Genomic DNA, 19,740 nt, shown 5'->3' on the forward strand with positions numbered 1-19,740 from the left:
CGATGCGCAGAATCTGTCTGGCCCTTCCCACCAACAGGCCGTGCGACGCGACCATTTCGGCCGTGCACGAGGAGGCGGTGTACGCCGCCGGGCACTTCGACGTCGAGGTCCACCTGCTGATCCTGGACTCCAGCGAGGAGTCGGCCGCCGCGCGGCACGAGCGGGTCGTCCGAGGGCTGCCGGCGACGCCGGGAGTCGTGGCGCACCACGTCCGCGAGGCGGAGCAGCGCGATTTCCTGCGCCGGGTGATCGACCGGGCCGGCCTGGACAAGCCCGAGCTGATGCTCGAGCTGATGCTTCCGGCCGGCGTCTCCTACGGTGCCTGCACCAATCGCGCGTTCCTGATCGCCGCCGCCCTCGGCTGCGAGTCCGTGCACCGCAGGGACTCGGACAGCCGCTACCAGGTCGCCGACGGCATCCCGGTCTTTCCGGTCCAACACGAACTGATGTCGCTCGGCAGGCGCGCGGCCGAGGCCGCCGGCGCGGTGAGCGAGACCGCGCTGGACGCCCGGCACCAGGACAAAACCGTGTCCATGGTGGGCGGTTCCTTCGTCGGTGAGATGTCGGTGGACATCGAGGAGATGTACCGGATCGACCCCGGCCTCTACTACGAAGTCGTCGGCCTGTGGGCGCCCTTCCACTGGTCGGCCGAGCGGAAACGGGAGTTCGCGGACGACTCCTTCCGCGGCGCCGGCTCCGAGGCCTTCACGCGGGACCGTTCGACGCTGACCCTGGTCGACCCGATGCGGGTGGACATGTGCAACATCGCGTTCCACGGGGTGCACGAAGAGGTGCCGCTGATGCCGGCCACCGACACGATTGGCAGCGACTACTTCCTCATCCACCTCGTGCACGACGCCACCCTGCCCGGCGTACTGCACAACCGGAACATCGTGAACTACTACACCGGTGAGCGGAGAACCGACCCGGGATTCATGGCGTACCAGCTGCGGTTCGCCAAGTTCTTCCTGTCCATGCTCTACCTCAACTCCGTCTACGCCGCGATGGAACACGCCGGCGAGGCGCTGCTGGACGACCGGGGCCGGGTGCGGGTGGCCGCGATCGTCGAACTCCTGCGGCAGAGCGCGCGGTTGGACGACGCCGAGAATGTACAGCGGCTGGACGCCCTGGACCGCGCCTATCGCGGGCTCGGCGGCCGGTACGCCCGCTTCGCGGAGAGCCTGGCCGGACAGCGGGAGCGGCTGCTGGACGAGGCCCGCCGCGACATCGAGGACTTCGCCCTGCTCACCGAGACCTGGTCGGCGATGATCCGGGCGAGCCGGGCCACCGACCTCCACCGCCTCCAGCGACAGCCCGGCTGAAATCGCCGCTATGCACGAGAACACTCTGCTCTCCGCCCTGGCGGCCTCGACCGAGGACCGGATCGTCTTCGATCTCACCGGAATCGAGGAAAGCTACCGGTCCTTGCTCAGGGAGCTGCCCGATGTATCGGTGCGCTTCGCCATGAAAGCCTGCCCGGTGGACGAAGTGCTGGCCTGCCTGGGAAACCAGGGCAGCGGAGTCGACGCCGCGAGCCTCCATGAGATCACCCAGGCCATCGGCTCCGGAATCCCACGCGAAAGAATCCACTACGGCAATACGGTGAAATCCGACCACGACATCGCCGCGGCCCATCGTCTCGGCATCAGGGATTTCGCCACCGACAGTCTCGAAGACGTCCGCGCCATCGCCTCGCACGCGGCCGGCTCGCGGGTGTTCTGCCGGCTGGCCACCGACGGGGACGGCGCGCTCTGGGGCCTCAGCAAGAAATTCGGCTGCTCGGCCGCAGACGCGGTGGCAGTGCTGGAAACGGCGCGGGCCGCGGGCCTGGAACCGGCCGGACTTTCGGTCCATGTCGGCTCCCAGCAGATGACGGCCGACGCCTGGCGGCGGGCCTTCGAGCAATTGACGGACGTCATCGGCGAACTGGACCGGCGAGGTATCGCGCTGCGCCATGTGAATCTGGGCGGCGGTCTGCCGGCGCTCGGATATCTCGACAAGCGCGGTGCGCCGCTGGAGCCGCCGGTCGACAAGATATTCACCGTGATCCGGGAGGGGATGCAGCAGTGCCGGGACGCGGCGGGAAAGGACCTGGATTTCGTCATGGAACCCGGCCGGTATCTCGTCGCTGACCACGGAGCCATCCGGGCGCGCGTCTCAAGGCTCACCGTGCGGCACACACCGGACGGTGAGCGCCAGAACTGGCTGTATCTGAGCTGCGGGAAATTCAACGGCCTGTACGAGATGGACGAGTTGCAGTACCGGCTCGTCTTCCCCACCCATGGGGACCATCCGGACGACCCGTTTGTCCTGGCCACCGTGGCCGGCCCCACCTGCGACAGCGACGACGCCTATTCCCGCGCCCACAGCCTGGTCCGGGTACCGGAAGCGCTGGCGTCCGGCGATCCGGTCTGGGTGCTGTCCAGCGGCGCCTACGCGGTCAGCTATATGACACAGGGATTCAACGGCTTCAGCCCGCTTCCCTTCACATGCGTGCGAAGCACGGAAGGCGGCCGGTGAATGGACCAGGACATACGCGTCCGGGATGTCCGCGACGACGACTGGGACGACATCGTCGCGCTGGAAGCCGGCGCCTACACCTCGCTCGGCCTGTCCGAGGAGCGGTCGGCGCTCGAATCGAAGGCCCGGGCCTCCCCGACGACGTGTTTCGTCCTGGAGGTCCGTGGCCGGCGGGCGGGTTATCTGCTGGCCCTGCCGTATCCGGCGCTCGCCTTTCCGGAGCTGACCCGCCCGGAAGAGGCGGTCTTCCGGTCGCCCAATCTGCATCTGCACGATCTCGTCGTCGCCGAGGACCTGCGCGGCGCGGGGCTCGGGAAGCGCCTGCTGCGCCAGCTGACCGCCCGCGCCCGGCAGCAGCAGTACGAGCAGATCTCGCTGATCGCGGTCGAGGGCAGTCACGGGTTCTGGTCGGCGAACGGGTTCGCGCCGCGCCCCGGCGTGGTGAACTCCGGGGGCTACGGACCGGGTTCGGTCTATATGTCGCTGGCGCTGAGAGCTGAGGCGTCGTCCTCACCCGTACCGCCGTCGCGGGCACAGCCGTCGCAGCAGATCGAGAGCCCGACACCGGTCGGCGGTCCGCCGAGCGGGGCATCAGCACGAGACGAAGTGGGATGAGCCACATGTTGCGCGTTCACGATCCGTTCCGCCGGGGTCAGTTGGCCACCTCGGCGCTGTTCAGCTCGCTGGGCTTCCAGTACGCCACCTGGGCGTCGCGGCTGCCCGCGATCAAGACGCACCTCGGTCTGAGCGCCGCGGAAGTGGGTCTGCTGCTGATGGCCACCGGTATCGGCGCGGTGGTCTCCTTCCCGCTGGTGACGATGCTGATGAGAAGGCTCGGCTCCCGGCGCCTGGCGTTGGCCTCGGCGGTCTGCCTGGCCCTGCTGCTGCTCGTCATGTCGGTGCTGCCGGACTATCCGGTGGCGCTGCTGGTGATGGGGATCGACGGTGTGCTGGTGGCCTGCCTGAACGTCGCGATGAACGCGCAGGGGACCGCGCTTGAGGTCGCCTACGGGCGCAACGCCATGTCGAAGCTCCATGCCACCTTCAGCGGCGGGTCGTTGGGCGCCGCCCTGGTGGCCTCCGGGATGAACACCCTCACCCCGACCCTGGCCGTCCACTTCGGTGTGGCCGCCGCGCTCCTGCTGCTTCTGGCCGGCTACGCGGGAACGGGCCTGCTGGCGGAGGACCGGCCGGCCGCGGCCGCGGCGGACGACGAGGAGGAGAAGAAGGAGAAGAGCCGCAACCGCTGGACGCTGCCGTCCCGCGTCACGCTCTGGCTCGGCGCCGCGATGGTGTTCGGCACGGTGACGGAAGGCGCCATGAACGACTGGTCGGCCATCTACATGAAGGACGTCGCCAAGGCGTCGGCGGAGCTGGCGCCCATGGGCATCGCCGTCGTCTCCGTCATGATGGTGCTCGCCCGTGTCTTCGCCGACGGCTGGCGCAGCCGCTGGGGCGACGGCCGCATCGTGCGGGCCGGCAGCGCGCTGGCCGGGGCGGGCCTGGCCCTCGCCCTGCTGAGCGGGGGCGTGGTGCCGGCGCTGATCGGCTTCGCCTGCGTCGGCCTGGGGATCGCGGCCGTGACCCCCTGTGTGTACGTGGCGGCGGCCAAGCAGGGCTCGGACGCGCTGACGGTCGTCGCGACCATGGGCACGGCCGGCCTGCTCGCCGGGCCGCCGGTCATCGGCTTCATAGCCAACGCCAGCGGACTGGTCTGGGGTCTGGGCGCCGTCGCCGCCTCGGCGATGTTCGTCTCGCTGTGCGGCACCCGGATCAGGTGGACGGCCGCGAGCGGCTGACCCGGCCGCGGTCCGCGACGGCGGGCGCGGACGGGCGGGGCCGGCACCGTAGGTACGGTGCCGGCCCCGCCCCCGTACACGGCCCGGGCCGGACCGGGGTTACGGGACCTGGGGGCGGTGGCCCGACTCCTGGCGCGGCATGTGCTGGCCGCTGGTGGGCGCGACGGGCAGCGGGAAGTGGCTCGCCTCGTACTGGGCCAGGTGGTACTGACCGTTGGTACCCGGCAGCGACGGCGCGTACTTGCTCGCGTCGTGGAAGCGGAAGGCCGAGGTCAGGTCGCCGACGGTGCGGCGGCGCCACTGGCTGATGTTCGTCTCCACCACACCGGTGATCTTCTCCAGGAAGCGGAGCTGCGAGGTGTGGTCGAACAGCTCGGAGCACACCCAGCCCCCCACCGTCCACGGCGACACGATGATCGCGGGCACCCGGAAACCGAGTCCGACGGGCAGGCCGGCGCCGTCCACACCGGTCACCGACGTCTTGAAGACGAACTCGTCCGGTGTTCCCGCCTTCGGCGTGGGCGGCACGACATGGTCGAACATCCCGTCGTTCTCGTCGTAGGACAGGATGAACACCGTCTTGGCCCAGACGTCCGGGTTGGCGGCGATCGCGTCGATCACGCTGGACACGAAGGTGGCGCCCGCGGCCGGCGATCCGGCCGGGTGCTCGTCGAAGCCGCTGGGCGGCAGCAGCCAGCTGACGGTCGGCAGCTTGTCGTTCATCGCGTCGTACTCGAACTGCCCGAGCGCCGAGGAGGCCATCGCCTGGTCGTGCAGGGGGGTGCCCGGCTGCGCGTTGAAGTACTGCGCGATGTGCTGCAGGCTGGGCAGGCCGGTCGCGCCGTCCTGGTGGTAGACCTTCCAGCTCACGCCCGCCTCGGTGAGGCGCTCCGGGTAGGTCGTGAAGGAGTAGGCGGCGTTGGGGGCGCCGGTGGTCAGCGACGGTCCGCCGAACTCTCCGTCGGGGTCGACGGTGCCGGCCATCCACATGTGGCGGTTGGGGCCCGTCGGGCCGAGCACCGAGCAGTGGTAGGAGTCCAGCACGGTGAACGCGTCGGCGAGGGCGTACTGGAAGGGGATGTCCTCGCGGGTGAAGTAGCCCATGGTGTACGGGCCGGCCGAGCCGTCGGAGGCGCGGTGCGCGGGCAGCCAGCTGTCCATCTTGCCCTGGTTCCAGGCCTGGTGCTGCACCGCCCACTCGTGGCTCATGGACGGGATGACCTGGGCGGCGGTGGTGCGGGTGTCGAGGCGGTAGGGCAGCAGGTGGCCGGCCGGGCTCGTCGGGTCGGGCTGTTCGAAGACCGGGCGGCCGTTGGGCAGCCGTACCGCGTGCGGGTCGCTGAAGCCGCGCACACCGGACAGAGTGCCGAAGTAGTGGTCGAAGCTGCGGTTCTCCTGCATGAGCAGGACGACGTGCTCGATGTCGTCCAGCCGGCCGCGCCGGGCCGGGCCGTCCTGGGCGAGCGCCTTGCGCACGTTCGGGGGGAGCGCCATGTCGGCGGCCGCGATGGCACCGACGGTGGCGGCGGAACCGAGAAGTCTGCGTCGGGTGAGGCTTGTCGGCTCCTGGCGGGTGTCCGGGGCGTCGTTCATCGAAGTCCTCTCGGAATCGGCCCGTTGGCCGAAAGAAGATGGCACTTCAGACGCTCATTCGCCCGGTTGATGATCACGCACCGGTTCAGGAGCCGACAACTGAACTTCAGTTGAAAGATGAACGATCTATCGGCCCGACGCCGTCCGACACCGCCCGGCGTCGGGCCGTCACGGGCGCTACTCCGCCGACGCGTTCCCGTCCGGGATCAGCACGGCGGCGCCGTTCACCCGGTCCGCCGCCAGGTCCGCGAGCGCCTGGTCGGCGCGGCTCAGCGGATAGGTGCTGACGGTGGCCCGGATGCCGATCCGGGCCGCGGTGGCCAGGAAGTCCCGTCCGTCCTGACGGGTGTTGGAGGTGACGCTGCGCAGATCGCGCTCCTGGAAGAGGTGCCGCTCGTAGTTCAGCGGAGGGATGTCGGTGAGGTGGATACCGGCCACGGAGAGCGTGCCGCCGCGGTCCAGGGCGGACATCGCCACCGGCACCAGATCCCCGACCGGAGCGAAGAGGATCGCCGAGTCGAGCGGCTCGGGAGGCCCGTCGTAGGCGTCCCGGGCCGACGACGCGCCGAGTCGCAGGGCGAGTTCGCGGGCCGCCGCGGCGCGGGTCAGCACATGGACGGTGGCGCCCTCCGCCAGGGCCACCTGCATGGCCAGATGGGCCGAGGCGCCGAAGCCGTAGATGCCGAGTCTGCCGCCCGGCGGCAGTTCGCTGCGGCGCAGCGAACGGAAGCCGATGATCCCGGCGCAGAGCAGCGGCGCCAGCTGGGCGGCGTCCGCGTCCTCGGGCAGCGCGTACGCGTAGTCCTCCGGGACCAGCGTGACGTCGGCGAAGCCGCCGTCGGCGTCCCACCCGGTGTAGGTCGAGGCCGGGCACAGATTCTCCTGGTCCCGCAGGCAGTAGCGGCACGTCCCGTCCGTACCGCGCAGCCAGGCCCCGCCCACCCGCGCGCCGACCGCGAACCGCGAGGTGTGCTCCCCGGCGGCGATCACCCGGCCGACGATCTCGTGCCCCGGGATGGTGGACGGCCGGTGCGGCGGCAGATCGCCTTCGGCCAGGTGCAGATCGGTACGGCAGACCCCGCACGCCTCCACCCGCAGCAGCAGATCGTGCGGCCCCGGCTCGGGGACCGGCCGCCGGACCATGGTCAGAGGTCCCGAGGCGATCGGACCCGTCTGCCCGACGGCCCAACCGCTCAGCTGTCCGGTCGTCGTACCGAGCGTCATGCCTCCACGATGCGGGCGATCGGCCCGGCGGGCAATCCGGGAGCGGCTCTTCGGCCGACCCGGTCCTGGGCGGACCGCTGGAGGAGGAAGCGCAGCGCCTCCTGGGAGGCGGAGCCGGGCGGGGCGGTGCGGGCGCCCAGCCGCTGGTCGGGTCGGGTCCCCACGGCCGGCTGCTGACGTCCAGGGTCAGGGCGTCCACCACCGGACGGTGGTACGTCTTGCTGAGCTGCCGGGCCCCGCGCACCTGGCGGCTCCCCACGGGCGGGCCGCGCACGCCCGCGGGCCCGCTACGCGACCGGTCCGCCGTCGGCCGGTTGCGGTGGTACGAGTGCGGGGCGCTCCTCGGCCGCCGTCGGCGACCGGTCGGGCCGCACGCGGCGGACGGCGCGGCCGCCGAGGTCGGCCACCGCGCGGTAGAAGCGGTCGGGCAGGAAGGCGGCGTCCGCGACGATCATGGCCCCGGAGAAGATCGGCAGGCCCATCAGCAGCGCGATCCCGAGGTGCATACCCAGCAGCATCACCAGGATCACGTACTTGAGCCGGCTGAACAGGGCGAAGGGGAAGGCCACTTGGAGCAGCACCGTCAGATAGCTGGCGACGGCGATGAACAGCGGGTGGCCGTCCACCGTCGTGGACAGCGCCGGCCAGGGCCGGAAGAGGTCGAGGTTCAGGACGTAGTGCAGCGCGGTGCCGTTCTGCCATGAGCTGCCCTGCACCTTGTACAGCCCTGCCGAGCCGTAGAGAAGGCAGACCTGGGCGGCGATGACGAACATGGCGCAGTTGTGGAGCGCGGTGACCAACGCGCCGCGGGCCACCGCGAACTGGGACCACAGGTCGCTCGTCGCGCGCCACAGCGCCCAGCGGTCGGGGCGGGCCGCCCGCTCGCCGCGGGACGCCCGGCGGGCGTCGAGGGACCAGCGGCGGCCGCAGGCGGTGCAGGTGAGGTAGAGCGCCATCAGGAGGATCAGGTTGTCTCCCCCGTCGGTCATGAAGATGGACCGCGCGTGGAACGCCGCCACCACGACCGCGAACAGGATCGACACCGCCCGGGTCCGCCAGCCGAGCGTGAACAGCGCGCAGACGACGAGCGCGGCCACGTAACAGGCGCTGAAGTAGACCATGTTGCCGGACAGGGTGAGAAAGCTGAACCAGCCGGTCTGCTGGAACAGTTCGCGGGCCAGGGCGGGTGTCCAGGGCGAGCCCGGGCCCCAGATCTCGTTCCGGTGCGGGAACTCCCGCAGCAGGAAGCCCAGATAGATCAGTCCGTAGCCGATGCGCAGCATCGAGGCCGCGTAGAGGGAGATGGGCCGACGGGTCAGCAGGGTGAACGCCCGGCCCGGCAGGGAATGCGCGCCGCGGACGGGCCCGGCGGCGGCCGGCCCGGGACGGCCGCTCTTCGCGGCTGCCGGGGTGGCCAGTTGGTCAGTGGTCATGGTCGCTCGCCTTCCACCAGGGCAGCATCCGGGTATCGACCGTCGACGGCGCGGTCCGCAGCATGTGGCCCGTGGCGTCGTAACCCGGGACCGGATAGGTGCGTACCCGCAGTTGGACATCGGTGAAGGCGCTGTGCCGCGCCGCGGCGATCCGCTCCACCGCGATGTTCCGCAGGTATTCCTGCGCCATCACCGCGCGGTCCGAGGAGGACACATCGCTGTTCCCGTGCAGGTCGAGGTAGACGGTCCAGGCCCTGCGCAGCATGTTCTGGTGCGTGTGGCTCGGGAAGACGCTGTGCCGCACCCCGGCGTTGTCGATGGCGGTCAGATCGAGCCAGTCGCCGATCCGCCGTGATCCGTCGGCGGAGGTGTACGCCGTCCTGACCGAGATCTGCGGGACGGCCGACTCAGGTTCCGGGGCGAACAGCCGCCAGTTCTGCTCGAAGAAGGGGTAGACCCAGCTTTCGACCTGCCGGGCGTAGCGCTGCGAGATCTGGTTGGGCGGGGCCACGTGCAGGAAGACGAAGAACACATGGAGGACGGCGACCGCCGCGAGCAGGGCGACGACGGCCCGGGTCGCCAGACGCAGCGGAGGCGGCACCTCCAGGAGCCGGTCCGGTTCCTCGGGTGGCGGCCCGGCTGTGAGCGGTCCGGGCGGTTCGCCGCCGGCCAGGTCCGGGCCGCCGGGCCGGACCTGGCCGGCTTCCGCCGTTCTCACCGGCTCTCCACCGGTGCGCACTACGTCTGTCGGGCCAGTCGGTGTCATCCCGGCCCCTCCTCTCGCCATTCTTCCGCTGAACCTGGTGCGCGCCGGGCGGACGCCCGGCGGCGTGCGGCGGGATGTCGCTCCGCCGCACGCCGCTGGTCGTGCCTACCGGTGTCAGTACTGCTTGGCCGGCTTCTGGTGGTCCTTGTTCTTGTGGTCGGCCTTCTTGTGCTCGGCCTTGTGGTGGGCCTTCTTCTTGTGGTCCTTGCCCTGGTCGCCGTGGTGGTGCGGCTTCTTCTCGCAGACCTTGTTCTTGGCCGGCTTGTGGTGCGCGGGCTTGTGCACCGGCTTGTGGACCGGCTTGTGGGCGACCGGCTTGTGCGGGGGCTTGTGGTCCACGTGGTGCGGGGGACGGTGCACGCAGTGGCAGTCGTTGCGGTTGCCGTTGCCGTTGCCGTTGTTCCCGCCGGTGTTCCCCGCGATGTTGCCTCCGTTGGCCCCGGAGGTGTTCCCGCCGATGTTGCCCGCGGTGTTGCCCACCGTGTTCCCGGAGGTGTTGCCCGAGGTGATGTTGCCGCCGATGGCGCCGCCGGAGATGTTGCCGCCGGTGGTCGTACCGCCGGTGGTCACGCCACCGAGCGTCGCACCGCCCGTGGTGACACCGCCGAGCACACCGCCCAGCACACCGCCGGTGGTCACGCCACCGGTGGTCACGCCGCCCAGCACACCGCCGAGCACGCCGCCGAGCACGCCGCCGGTGGTCGTACCCGTCGTGGTGCCCGTCGTCGTGCCGGTGGTGGTGCCCGTCGTCGTACCCGTGGTGGTGCCGGTGGTCGTGCCGGTCGTGGTGCCACCCGTCGTCGTGCCGCACGAGGGCCGGGTGATGGTGTTGGTGTCCAGCGTCACCGAGCCGTTGCGGGCCAGCGCGCGGCCGTTGACGGTCGCTCCGGTGTTCAGGCCCGTCGAGGTCAGGGACATGATGGTGCCGACGAAGGTGGTGTTGGTGCCGAGGGTCGCCGAACTGCCCACCTGCCAGAAGACGTTGCAGGGCGAGGCACCGTTGACCAGCAGCACCCGGCTGGCGGTCGCCGTGGTCAGCGTCGAGCCGATCTGGAAGACCCAGACCGCGTTCGGGTCACCGGCGGCGTCCAGGGTGAGCGTGCCGGTGAGGCCGATCGAGGACGCCGCGTTGTAGACCCCGGGCGCCAGCGTCAGGCCGCCGAGGTCACCGGCGATGCTCGCGTCCGGCGCCTGGCCGGCCGCGTTGTTGTACGCGGTGGTCAGGTCCGCCTGCGCCTGGAGGGCGACCGCGTCGGCGGCGTGGGTGGCCCCGTTCACCAGTCCGGGCGGAAAGCCGGTGATGGCCGTGCCGGGGCTGACACCCAGGTCACCGGTGATGACGGTCGGACCGGTGTTCGTCACCGACTGACCGCCCAGCACGGCGAAGCTGGTGACGGTGCCGAGCGGGACAGCCGTGGCGATGGCGCTCGCCTGCGTCGGCGTGATCGCGACCACGGTGCCGGCCAGCAGCGCGACCGACGCGATCGAAGTGGATACGGCACGCCAACGAGGCGCGCCAAGGATGTTCAATTTCATCGATGGGCCTACTCCTGTTGGGGAAATGGAAGTCCCACGGCGACCCCTGAGACGTGACGGATCGCCGATCAGCTCTTCCCGTCAGTAGGCCGAATTTCGCAGGACAGGACCCTTGACAGCCCATGGGAAGAGACAGCGACCAAAGTAGGTTTATCCGAGCCGTGCGTTATGACGCATTCGGGTGAATTGGCGCGCATACCCCGGACGGCCCAGTCATGAATTCGCATATGTGCTGGTCGCAGCGATGCGCTGCTCGCAGATCGGCCTGGCCCGCGCCACGCCCGGCGCCGGAGGCAGCCGGGCATTCTTCGCGGTGGCGACCGGTCTGTCCATACCCCCTGGGAGCGAGCGCGCAGGGGCGCGCGGGGCTCAGTCCGGTCCGATCCGGTACGCCCACCGCGCCCACGTTGCCCGGCGGGTTCGCACGGGAAGCCTGATCACGGTTCGTGACGGCGCGCCGGGCGCGCCGGCGCACGACCTGGCAGCAGCGGGAAAATCGGCAGGAAATGACGGCAGGAAAGGCACTCGATGTCCGTCGAGACGAGTTCTTCCCCGGCAGGGGACACCGGGGAGCAGGCGCCGAGGCAGCAGAGCCTCGATACGGCGGCCGCCCGGAATCTGGCGACGACCACCAAGTCGAAGCCGCAGATGCGGGCCATCAGCTCGCGGTGGCTGCTGAGGACGTTGCCGTGGGTGGAAGCGGCGGGCGGCACCTACCGGGTGAACCGCCGGCTCACGTACACCGTGGGTGACGGCCGGGTGTCGTTCGTCAAGACCGGGTCGCGGGTGCGCGTGGTGCCGCCCGAACTCGGCGAGCTGCCGCTGCTGCGCGGTCTCGCGGACGACGACGCGCTGGACGCGCTGGCCGAGGAGTTCGCACAGCGGGAGTACGAGCCCGGCCAGGTCATCGCGCGGCGGGGCAACCGGGCCGACCATGTGTTCCTGATCGCGCACGGCAAGGTGCGGCGGATCGGCGTGGGGCCGTACGGCGCGGAGACCTCGCTGGGCACGATGGCGGACGGGGAGTTCTTCGGCGGCCAGGTGCTGGCCGAGCGGAGCGAGGACTGGGAGTTCACCGCTCGCGCGCTCACCCCCACCGTCGTGCTCGCCCTGCCGCTCACCGCGTACCAGCGGATCGCCGACCGGCGCCCCGGCCTGCGGGAACACATCCGGGCGGCGCGGTCCGGCTCGTCCGGGCCCGCCAACGCCTCGGGCGAGGCGGATATCGGGATCCACTCCGGCCACCGGGGCGAGGCTCCGCTGGCCGCCACCTTCGCGGACTACGAACCGGCGCCGCGCGAATACGAACTGGGCGTCGCGCAGACGGTCCTGCGGGTGCACTCCCGGGTCGCCGACGTCTACCGCCATCCGATGGACCAGACGGACGAGCAACTGCGGCTGACCGTCGAGGCGTTGCGCGAGCGGCAGGAGTACGAACTGGTCAACAACAAGGACTTCGGCCTGCTGCACAACGCCGACTGGGACCAGCGGATCTCGACGCACTCCGGGCCGCCCACCCCGGACGACCTGGACGAACTGCTGAGCATGCGGCGCGACACCCGCTTCCTGTTCGCCCACCCCAGGGCGATCGCCGCCTTCGGCCGGGAGTGCAACCGGCGGGGCGTCTATTCCGGCGGCGTCGAGCTGAACGGCCGTCAGCTGACCTCCTGGCGTGGTGTGCCGCTGCTGCCGTGCGAGAAGATCCCGGTCAGCGGCCAGCGCCTCTCGTCGATCCTCGCCGTCCGCACCGGTCAGCACGACCAGGGTGTGATCGGCCTGCACCAGACCGGCCTGCCGGACGAGTACGAGCCGGGGCTGAACGTACGGTTCATGGGCATCGACGCCAAGGCCGTGGTGTCGTACCTGGTCAGCACGTACTTCTCCGCCGCCGTCCTGGTCCCCGACGCGCTCGGCGTCCTGGAGAACGTCGAGGTCTCCGCCACGAACGGCGGCTGACCGCGACCTGCGTCCGGCCGGTCAGCTCGCCAGCGGCTCCAGCACGAACACCGGGATCTCGCGGTCGACGTTCTTCTGGTAGGTGGAGTACTCCGGATAGACGGAGATGGCGCGCTGCCACCACTCGGCCTTCTCGCCCCCGCGCAGTTCGCGGGCCCGCATGTCCCATTTCCTGGGGCCGTCCTGGAGTTGGACCTCCGGGTTGGCGCTGACATTGTGATACCAGGCCGGATTCCTGCTGGCGCCGCCGTCCGAAGAGACGGCCGCGTACCGGCCGTTGTCCTCGATCCTGATCACCGGATTCTTTCGGAGCCGCCCGGATTTCGCGGATATGGTGGTCAGAATGACGACCGGGCGGCCGAGGAAGAGTCGGCCCTCCGCACCGTCGGTCGCTTCGTAGCGTGCGACTTGCTCCCGGACATCGGGGCGCGGGCTGGGTTCGTATTCACCGTGCAGAGGCATCGAAGGACTCCCTGGTCGACGTCCGAGTCGGCTGCCGCCGTGCTCGCGACGTTACCCCGGCTCCGATGGCACGGCATGTCGGCGGGAGCGGCGGGGACAGGGGCGGCGGGGACAGGGGCGGCGGGGACAGGGGCGGCGGGGACAGGGGCGGCGGGGACAGGGGCGGCGGGGACGGGGGCGGCTGGCGGCTCGGCCGGCCCGGTCGCGGTGTGCGCGGCCGGGCCGGTCTCACTGGGCGGGTTCCAGGATCCCGGCCAGCCGGCGCCACTCCTGGCGCGGCGCCGTCCTGACGCCGCGCTCCTGGCGGATCTGGAGGGCCAGATGGTCCGCTCCGGCGGTCAGATACTCCGCCAGCCGGTCGCGTACCACCTCGTCCGGACCCCAGACGACGAGCGAGTCCACCATGCGGTCACTGCCGTGATCGGCGAAGTCGGCGTCGGTGAAGCCGAGGCGCCGCAGATTCGCCTGGAAGTTGGGCAGTTGGAGGTAGTGCGGGAGAAAGCCGCGGGCGATCTCGCGCGCCCGGTCCGGCCGGCTCTCCAGCACCACCGAGACCTCCGGAGCCAGCAGTGGACCGTCGCCCAGCACGCTCCGGGCCCGGGCGACGTACTCGGGGTTGACCAGATACGGCAGCGCGCCGGCCGCGCGGTCCCGGGCGAGTCGCAGCATCTTCGGTCCCAGCGCCGCCAGCACCCGGCGGTCGGCCGGCACCGGTACCGCCGCCGTGTCGAGCCCGTCCAGATACCGCGCCATCGCGGTGTACGGACGCTCGTATCGCGCCACCAGCTCGGCGTGGCTGGCGCCCAGCCCCAGCAGGAAGCGGCCCGGGTGCGCCTCCTCCAGCCGGGCTCGCGCGGCCGCCAGCTCCGCCGCGGTCTCGAACCAGATGTTGGCGATGCCGGTCGCCAGCACGATGCGGGAGGTGGCGCCGGCCAGTCGCGCCGCGTGCCGCACACCGCTGCTGCCACCGAGCCAGAGCGCTCCGAAACCGAGTTCCTCCAGTTCGGCCGCCGCCTCGCGCAGTCCCGCCCGGAGACCGGGATCCTCGGCGCGCAGTTCCGGGCTGAAGATGCCAAAGGATCCGACCGTCCGTCCCGCTGCCATGGCTCGCCCTTTCTCCCGGTCTTCTGCTGGTTGTCGGTGTCCCCGTCGGGTGGTCCGCTGGTTTCCTTGTCCGCTGGTTCCCTGTCCGGTGGTCCGCTGTCCGGTCCCCTTGTCCGGCCCGTCGCTGGTCCAGTCCCTCTCCGTCCGGCCGGCCATCCCTTCGCCCGGATCGGTTCCCCCGTCCTGATGAAGCACCTGCGCCACCTGGATCGCCGGACCCGGCGCTTCCGCGCGCAGAAGCGCCGGTCGCCGGCCGCCGGGCGCACGCGGATGGCCGCGCCCGGGATGCGCGCTCCTGGCGGAGCTCGCATGGTGGGAAGCATGACCCCTCACCACCAGCCCCAGCGGATGATCGAGATCGACTCGCGGCTCGTCAAGACCGGAGCGGTGCTGACCGCGGCCGGCGCCGCCCTCGCCTGGACCGGGATGGCGATCGCCGGCTTCGCCCTGGTCACCGCCGGGCGCCGGATGCTCGACCGGATGGACACGACGCCCTCCGAGCAGGCGGCCGTCAAGTGGCGGCAGGCCAGGGAGGCGTCCCGGGCAGGTATGCAGGCCTGGCAGTCCGCGTCCGAGGCCGGCGACGGGCATATGGCGCGGTTCTGACCGGGCCCCGCGCTCCCAGAGGAATGCCATGGCCGGACCCCCGCTGTCCCAGGGGTCCGGCCATGGCATTCCTGTTAGGCTGAAAGAGTCCTGGACAAGTGGAGCCGCGCTGTGGCGCGCAGGCCGCATCGGGAAAGGCCGGGCGCCCGCGTCGCGCGGGAACGGCCCAGCGGCCGACCGAAGTCGGCCCCTTTCAGCCGCCGAGATTCTCCCCTGCGCGCCCAGCGGATCGAACGGGCAGAGCGACGAACAGCGGTCGTCCCCGCGAGCCCGGCTTCGCCGTCCCGTCGACGGTCCCCAGGGAAGAAGCTCACATCATGGCCGAGAACGCCAAGAACATCGTCGTCACCGGAGCCTCCAGCGGATTCGGCGCCATGACCGCACGCCACCTGGCCGACGCCGGCCACACGGTGTACGCGGGCATGCGCGCCACGCAGGGGCACAACGCCGAGGCCGCCGCGGAGGCCACCGCCTACGCGGACAAGAACCAGGTGCGGCTGCGTCCGATCGAGATGGACGTGGACGACCAGGAGTCCGTGGACGTGGCGATCGCGTCGATCCTCTCGGACGCCCAGCGCGTCGACGTGGTGGTGCACAACGCCGGGCACATGGTGCTCGGTCCCGCGGAAGCGTTCACGCCCGAGCAGATCGCGGAGATCTACGACGTCAACGTCCTGTCCACCCAGCGCGTCAACCGGGCGGTGCTGCCGCACATGCGCGCGCGGGGTGACGGACTGCTGCTCTGGGTGGGGTCGTCCAGCACCAAGGGCGGCACACCGCCCTATCTGGGCCCGTACTTCGCCGCCAAGGCCGCCGAGGACGCGCTCGCCGTGTCCTACTCGGTGGAGCTCGCCCGTTTCGGCATCGAGACCACCATCATGGTGCCCGGTTCCTTCACCAGCGGCACCAACCACTTCGCGCACGCCGGCCATGCCGCGGACGACGCGGTCTCGGCGGAGTACGAGGAGCACTACGCCGGAGTGATGGACCAGGTCAGCGGCAAGCTCGCCGCGCTCGCCCCGCCGGACGCCGACCCCGAGGAAGTGGCCCGCACCATGGTCCGCGTGGTGGACACCCCCAAGGGGGAGCGCCCGTTCCGCGTCCACGTCGACCCGGCCAACGACGGAGCCGAGGAGGTCGACGAGGTGGGCGACCGGATCCGTACCCGCTTCTACCAGCGCATCGAGCTGACCGACCTGCTGCACCCGGCCCAGGCGGCATAACCCACCAACCCACCAATCCACCGACCCACCAACCGCCGCGCGGTTCGAAGCCGCCGGGTCACCGGGCCTCGCCCCACCGTCGGGTACGGAGGGCGGGGCCCGGTCGCCGCTTCCCGCTCCCCCGGCCCCTCGCACCTGGCGGAAATTGCCACCGCCGCAGAAGCGGAACGGGGATTCCTGGTGCGATAGTCTGTCCGCCGCTGCTGGCGGAATGGTGATTCCGCTTACTCGGGACTTACTCGGAAGGGTGAGGGGATCCCATGGCGTCACAGACCCGACGCACGCACCATCAGGTCACCTTCGCGGTGCTGGCGGCGGCGGTCGCCGCCTACGCGCTGCTCCAGTCGCTGGTCACCCCGGTACTGGCGACCATCGCGGTGGATCTGCACACGACCCAGAACACCGTGACCTGGGTGCTGACGGCGTATCTGCTGTCCGCGTCGATCTTCACCCCCATCATGGGCCGGATCGGCGACATGATCGGCAAGGAGCGGGTGTTCGTCGCGACGCTCGGCGCGCTCGCCGTCGGGTCGCTGCTGGCGGCGCTGGCCACCGATGTCCAGGTGATGATCGTCGCCCGGGTCATCCAGGGCATCGGCGGGGGTGTGCTGCCGCTGGCCTTCGGCATCATCCGGGACGAGTTCCCGAAGGAGAGACTGGCCGGCGCCGTCGGGGCGATCGCGTCGCTGAGCGCGGTCGGCGCGGGTCTGGGCATCGTGCTCGCCGGGCCGATCGTCAACGCGCTGGACTACCACTGGCTGTTCTGGCTGCCGATGATCCTGACCGTGGTGGCCGCGCTGGCCGCGCACTTCTTCGTCCCCGAGTCGCCGGTGCGGACCGCGGGGAAGATCAGCTGGCCGCCCGCGCTGCTGCTGTCCGGGTGGCTGGTCGCCCTGCTGGTCGCGCTCAGCGAGGCGCCGACCTGGGGCTGGGGCTCCGGCAAGGTCGTCGGACTGATCGTGCTCGCGGTCGTGGTGGCCGCCGCCTGGGTGGAGGTGGAGCGCCGGTCGGCCGCCCCGCTGATCGACATGAACATGATGCGGCGGACGGCGGTGTGGACCAACAACCTGGTCGCCCTGCTGATCGGCGTCGGCATGTACGCGGTGTTCGCCTTCCTGCCCGAGTTCGTCCAGACCCCGAAGAGCACCGGCTACGGCTTCGGCGCGAGCATCACCGAGTCCGGGCTGATCCTGCTGCCGTCCACCGTGACGATGTTCCTGGTCGGCATGTGGGCCGGCAGCTTCGCCCGGCGCATCGGCGCCAAGGCCGTGGTGGTGCTCGGCTGCCTGGTCGGACTGGTGTCGATGGCCCTGCTCGCCTTCGCCCATCAGGAGAAGTGGGAGCTGTTCCTCGCGACCGCGATCATGGGTGTCGGCTTCGGACTGGCCTTCTCGGCCATGTCGAGCCTGATCGTCAGCGCGGTGCCGCCGGAGCAGACCGGGGTGGCGAGCGGGATGAACGCCAACATCCGCACCATCGGCGGCTCCATCGGCGCCGCGCTCATGGCCAGCATCGTCACCGCGAGCCCCGCGCCCGACGGACTGCCCCGCGAGGCCGGCTACACCCACGGCTTCGCCATGCTGGCGGGCGCCCTCGTCGTGGCCGCGCTGGCCGCGATACTGATCCCCGCCGCCGGGCGCCGGACGCGCGGGGCCGCCGAGAGCGAACCCGAGCACGCCGGACTGTCGCTGATCCCGGGCGGGACCGTGGTGGGCGACGCCCCCGAGTGACCGGGCTGGCCGGCTGCCGGCGGGCGGGCTCGGCGTACGGCCGCGAACGCCCCACCCGCTGCTCGGTGTCCGGCCGGTCGACGTGTACTCGGCCGTCCGCCGGTGAACTCATCGCTCCCGCGCGAGCGTTCGCCGCCGGGCGACACGGGGAACAGCCGGCCCGGTCGCGGCCGGGAGGTGGGCCTCGACGCGGATGGCGGTGATGCCGCTGATGTGGCGGGCGCCGCAGCGGTCCTGGGGGACGACGAGTTGGGGCCCCCGGTCGTCGAGGGGCACGCCGTCGGCGCCGGTGGCGAGCAGCACCGGGGCGCCGCCGAAGTCGGGGTCGATCTCCGCCCAGGACAGCAGCGCGAGATGGCCGTCCCGACCGGTGACGGTGATCAGGAAGCGCAGCCGGTCCCGGCGCCCGGCCGGGCCGAAGGCAGGACCCGCGTCGATCAGCACGTCGTGCAGCAGCGGGCCGCGGAAGCGGTGGCGCTGTATTCCGCTGCTGGCGCATTCGAAGCTGACGTCGGCGTCCCGCTCCGGCCAGCCGCGCAGCGCGGTGACGGTGAGCAGGGCGGGGCGGGCGAGATCGCCGGCCAGCGAGACACCGGCCCGGGCGGGGGTGCCGCGTCGCGGCTGCGAGGGTTCGGCGTCGGATGCCGCGCGTACGCGGCCGCGAAATACCGTCACTCCTCTCATATGCGCCTGTTCGGCCAGGAGCGCAAGACCTCCTCGGCGGCCGGAAGTCGCCCCCCGCCGACTCGGCCCGTGTGATCGCACAAGCCAGGGGGAAGGCTCGGATCGTTCGGATTCCGCAATGCTTCAGCCGACATTGCCTCGCAGATGCGGCGCTATCATCGCGAACACCGAGGTAGGCGGACCCGCGTCACCATGCGCGGCAGAGAGGACGACATCCTGTGACCACCCGTTTCGCACGGCGTACCACTGTGTGCCTGGCGGCCGGCGGAGCCGCCGCCCTGCTGGCCCTCACGGCCTGCTCCTCCGACTCCGGTTCGTCGTCCGACGCGTCGTCTCCGTCGTCGGCGCCCGCGCCCTCCGCCACCTCGCCCTCGGCGACCGCGCCGGCCTCGTCGGCCTCGTCGACGGTCTCCGGCACGGTCGTCGTCTTCGCGGCGTCCTCGCTGAAGGAGAGCTTCACCACGCTGGGCAAGGAGTTCGAGACCGCCCACCCCGGCACCAAGGTGGAGTTCAACTTCGGCGGCAGCGACACCCTGGCGGCCAGCATCACCAGTGGCGCCCCCGCCGATGTGTTCGCGGCGGCCAGCCCGAAGACGATGAAGACGGTCACGGACAAGGGCGACGGCGTCGGGACGCCGAGCACCTTCGTCCGCAACCAGTTGGAGATCGCCACCCTGCCGGGCAACCCGAAGCACATCACCTCGCTGAAAGACCTGACCGGCTCGGGGCTGAAGGTCGCCCTGTGCGCCAAGACCGTGCCGTGCGGGTCGGCCGCGCAGAACGCGCTGACCGCCAGCGGTCTCAAGCTCACCCCGGTGTCCTACGAGCAGGACGTCAAGTCGGCGCTGACCAAGGTCGAGTTGAAGGAGGTCGACGCGGCCGTGGTCTACAAGACCGACGTCAAGACGGCGGGCGGCAAGGTGGACGGCGTGAACTTCCCGGAGTCGGCGAAGGCGATCAACGCCTACCCGATCGTCGAACTCAAGGACGCGCCCAACGCGGCGGGCGCGGAGTCGTTCATCGCACTGGTGGAGTCCGCCGAGGGCCGTACGGTGCTGACGCAGGCGGGCTTCCTCAACCCGTGAGCCGCCGTTCCACCGAGGA

General features: G+C 71.1%; 18 protein-coding genes. 9 read left to right on the forward strand and 9 right to left on the reverse strand.

The window, feature by feature from the left end:
* Positions 1-2: 2 nt before the first annotated feature.
* Genes ACFO3J_RS25805 through ACFO3J_RS25820 form a run of 4 tightly spaced genes read left to right on the forward strand, consistent with a single transcriptional unit; the run spans position 3 to position 4,319 of the window.
* Positions 3-1,322 (forward strand): DUF6271 family protein, encoded by a 1,320-nt coding sequence (locus ACFO3J_RS25805; RefSeq protein ID WP_386433814.1) that lies wholly within the window; start codon positions 3-5, stop codon positions 1,320-1,322.
* Positions 1,323-1,332: 10 nt separating this feature from the next.
* The gene (locus ACFO3J_RS25810) at positions 1,333-2,520 is read left to right on the forward strand and encodes a type III PLP-dependent enzyme (protein WP_386433817.1); all 1,188 of its coding nucleotides are present in this window, start codon (positions 1,333-1,335) and stop codon (positions 2,518-2,520) included.
* Positions 2,521-3,135 (forward strand): GNAT family N-acetyltransferase, encoded by a 615-nt coding sequence (locus ACFO3J_RS25815; protein ID WP_386433820.1) that lies wholly within the window; start codon positions 2,521-2,523, stop codon positions 3,133-3,135.
* Between the two features lie 5 nt (positions 3,136-3,140).
* Positions 3,141-4,319: an MFS transporter gene (locus ACFO3J_RS25820; RefSeq protein WP_386433823.1), complete on the forward strand. Its 1,179-nt coding sequence runs from the start codon at positions 3,141-3,143 to the stop codon at positions 4,317-4,319.
* Between the two features lie 99 nt (positions 4,320-4,418).
* Here ACFO3J_RS25820 and ACFO3J_RS25825 read toward each other — a convergent pair whose 3' ends face one another.
* The 6 genes from ACFO3J_RS25825 to ACFO3J_RS25850 all read right to left on the reverse strand — a co-directional run bounded on the left by ACFO3J_RS25825 (position 4,419) and on the right by ACFO3J_RS25850 (position 10,871).
* Complete coding sequence (locus ACFO3J_RS25825; protein ID WP_386433826.1) at positions 4,419-5,912, reverse strand: alkaline phosphatase family protein; 1,494 nt, start codon at positions 5,910-5,912, stop codon at positions 4,419-4,421.
* Between the two features lie 177 nt (positions 5,913-6,089).
* Positions 6,090-7,136: a zinc-binding alcohol dehydrogenase family protein gene (locus tag ACFO3J_RS25830; RefSeq protein WP_386433829.1), complete on the reverse strand. Its 1,047-nt coding sequence runs from the start codon at positions 7,134-7,136 to the stop codon at positions 6,090-6,092.
* Positions 7,133-7,300, reverse strand: coding sequence for a hypothetical protein (locus ACFO3J_RS25835; protein ID WP_386433832.1), 168 nt, complete (start codon positions 7,298-7,300; stop codon positions 7,133-7,135). The genes ACFO3J_RS25830 and ACFO3J_RS25835 overlap by 4 nt, the downstream gene beginning before the upstream one ends.
* A gap of 123 nt (positions 7,301-7,423) precedes the next feature.
* Positions 7,424-8,569 (reverse strand): HTTM domain-containing protein, encoded by a 1,146-nt coding sequence (locus ACFO3J_RS25840; RefSeq protein ID WP_386433835.1) that lies wholly within the window; start codon positions 8,567-8,569, stop codon positions 7,424-7,426.
* Positions 8,559-9,287 carry a DUF5819 family protein gene (locus ACFO3J_RS25845; protein ID WP_386433838.1) on the reverse strand — a complete coding sequence of 243 codons (729 nt, stop codon included), beginning with the start codon at positions 9,285-9,287 and terminating at the stop codon, positions 8,559-8,561. The genes ACFO3J_RS25840 and ACFO3J_RS25845 overlap by 11 nt, the downstream gene beginning before the upstream one ends.
* Before the next feature lie 162 nt (positions 9,288-9,449).
* Complete coding sequence (locus tag ACFO3J_RS25850) at positions 9,450-10,871, reverse strand: ice-binding family protein (protein ID WP_386433841.1); 1,422 nt, start codon at positions 10,869-10,871, stop codon at positions 9,450-9,452.
* Between the two features lie 528 nt (positions 10,872-11,399).
* Between ACFO3J_RS25850 and ACFO3J_RS25855 the strand changes: the two genes are divergently transcribed.
* A complete protein-coding gene (locus ACFO3J_RS25855; protein ID WP_386433844.1) occupies positions 11,400-12,827 on the forward strand; it encodes a family 2B encapsulin nanocompartment shell protein in 1,428 nt (475 codons plus the stop codon).
* Positions 12,828-12,848: 21 nt separating this feature from the next.
* Here the strand turns inward: ACFO3J_RS25855 and ACFO3J_RS25860 are convergent, their stop codons facing one another.
* On the reverse strand, positions 12,849-13,289 hold the full coding sequence (locus tag ACFO3J_RS25860) for a nitroreductase family deazaflavin-dependent oxidoreductase (RefSeq protein WP_386433847.1): 441 nt from the start codon (positions 13,287-13,289) through the stop codon (positions 12,849-12,851).
* A 228-nt stretch (positions 13,290-13,517) separates the two neighbouring features.
* Positions 13,518-14,393: a TIGR03620 family F420-dependent LLM class oxidoreductase gene (locus ACFO3J_RS25865; RefSeq protein ID WP_386433850.1), complete on the reverse strand. Its 876-nt coding sequence runs from the start codon at positions 14,391-14,393 to the stop codon at positions 13,518-13,520.
* Between the two features lie 321 nt (positions 14,394-14,714).
* Here ACFO3J_RS25865 and ACFO3J_RS25870 point away from each other — a divergent pair, with 321 nt between their 5' ends.
* The 3 genes from ACFO3J_RS25870 to ACFO3J_RS25880 all read left to right on the forward strand — a co-directional run bounded on the left by ACFO3J_RS25870 (position 14,715) and on the right by ACFO3J_RS25880 (position 17,952).
* Positions 14,715-14,999 carry a hypothetical protein gene (locus ACFO3J_RS25870; protein ID WP_386433853.1) on the forward strand — a complete coding sequence of 95 codons (285 nt, stop codon included), beginning with the start codon at positions 14,715-14,717 and terminating at the stop codon, positions 14,997-14,999.
* A 317-nt stretch (positions 15,000-15,316) separates the two neighbouring features.
* Complete coding sequence (locus ACFO3J_RS25875) at positions 15,317-16,222, forward strand: SDR family oxidoreductase (protein ID WP_386433856.1); 906 nt, start codon at positions 15,317-15,319, stop codon at positions 16,220-16,222.
* 260 nt (positions 16,223-16,482) lie between these two features.
* Positions 16,483-17,952, forward strand: coding sequence for an MFS transporter (locus ACFO3J_RS25880; protein WP_386433858.1), 1,470 nt, complete (start codon positions 16,483-16,485; stop codon positions 17,950-17,952).
* 108 nt (positions 17,953-18,060) lie between these two features.
* On the opposite strand, the gene ACFO3J_RS25885 is transcribed toward ACFO3J_RS25880, so the two are convergent.
* The gene (locus ACFO3J_RS25885) at positions 18,061-18,537 is read right to left on the reverse strand and encodes a hypothetical protein (protein WP_386434498.1); all 477 of its coding nucleotides are present in this window, start codon (positions 18,535-18,537) and stop codon (positions 18,061-18,063) included.
* A 317-nt stretch (positions 18,538-18,854) separates the two neighbouring features.
* On the opposite strand from ACFO3J_RS25885, the gene modA reads away from it, so the two are divergent.
* Positions 18,855-19,721, forward strand: a complete 867-nt coding sequence (gene modA, locus ACFO3J_RS25890) for a molybdate ABC transporter substrate-binding protein (RefSeq protein WP_386433861.1) — start codon at positions 18,855-18,857, stop codon at positions 19,719-19,721.
* Positions 19,722-19,740 lie beyond the last annotated feature (19 nt).

Source organism: Streptomyces polygonati, assembly GCF_042650325.1.
GTDB classification, from domain to species: Bacteria; Actinomycetota; Actinomycetes; order Streptomycetales; family Streptomycetaceae; genus Actinacidiphila; species Actinacidiphila polygonati.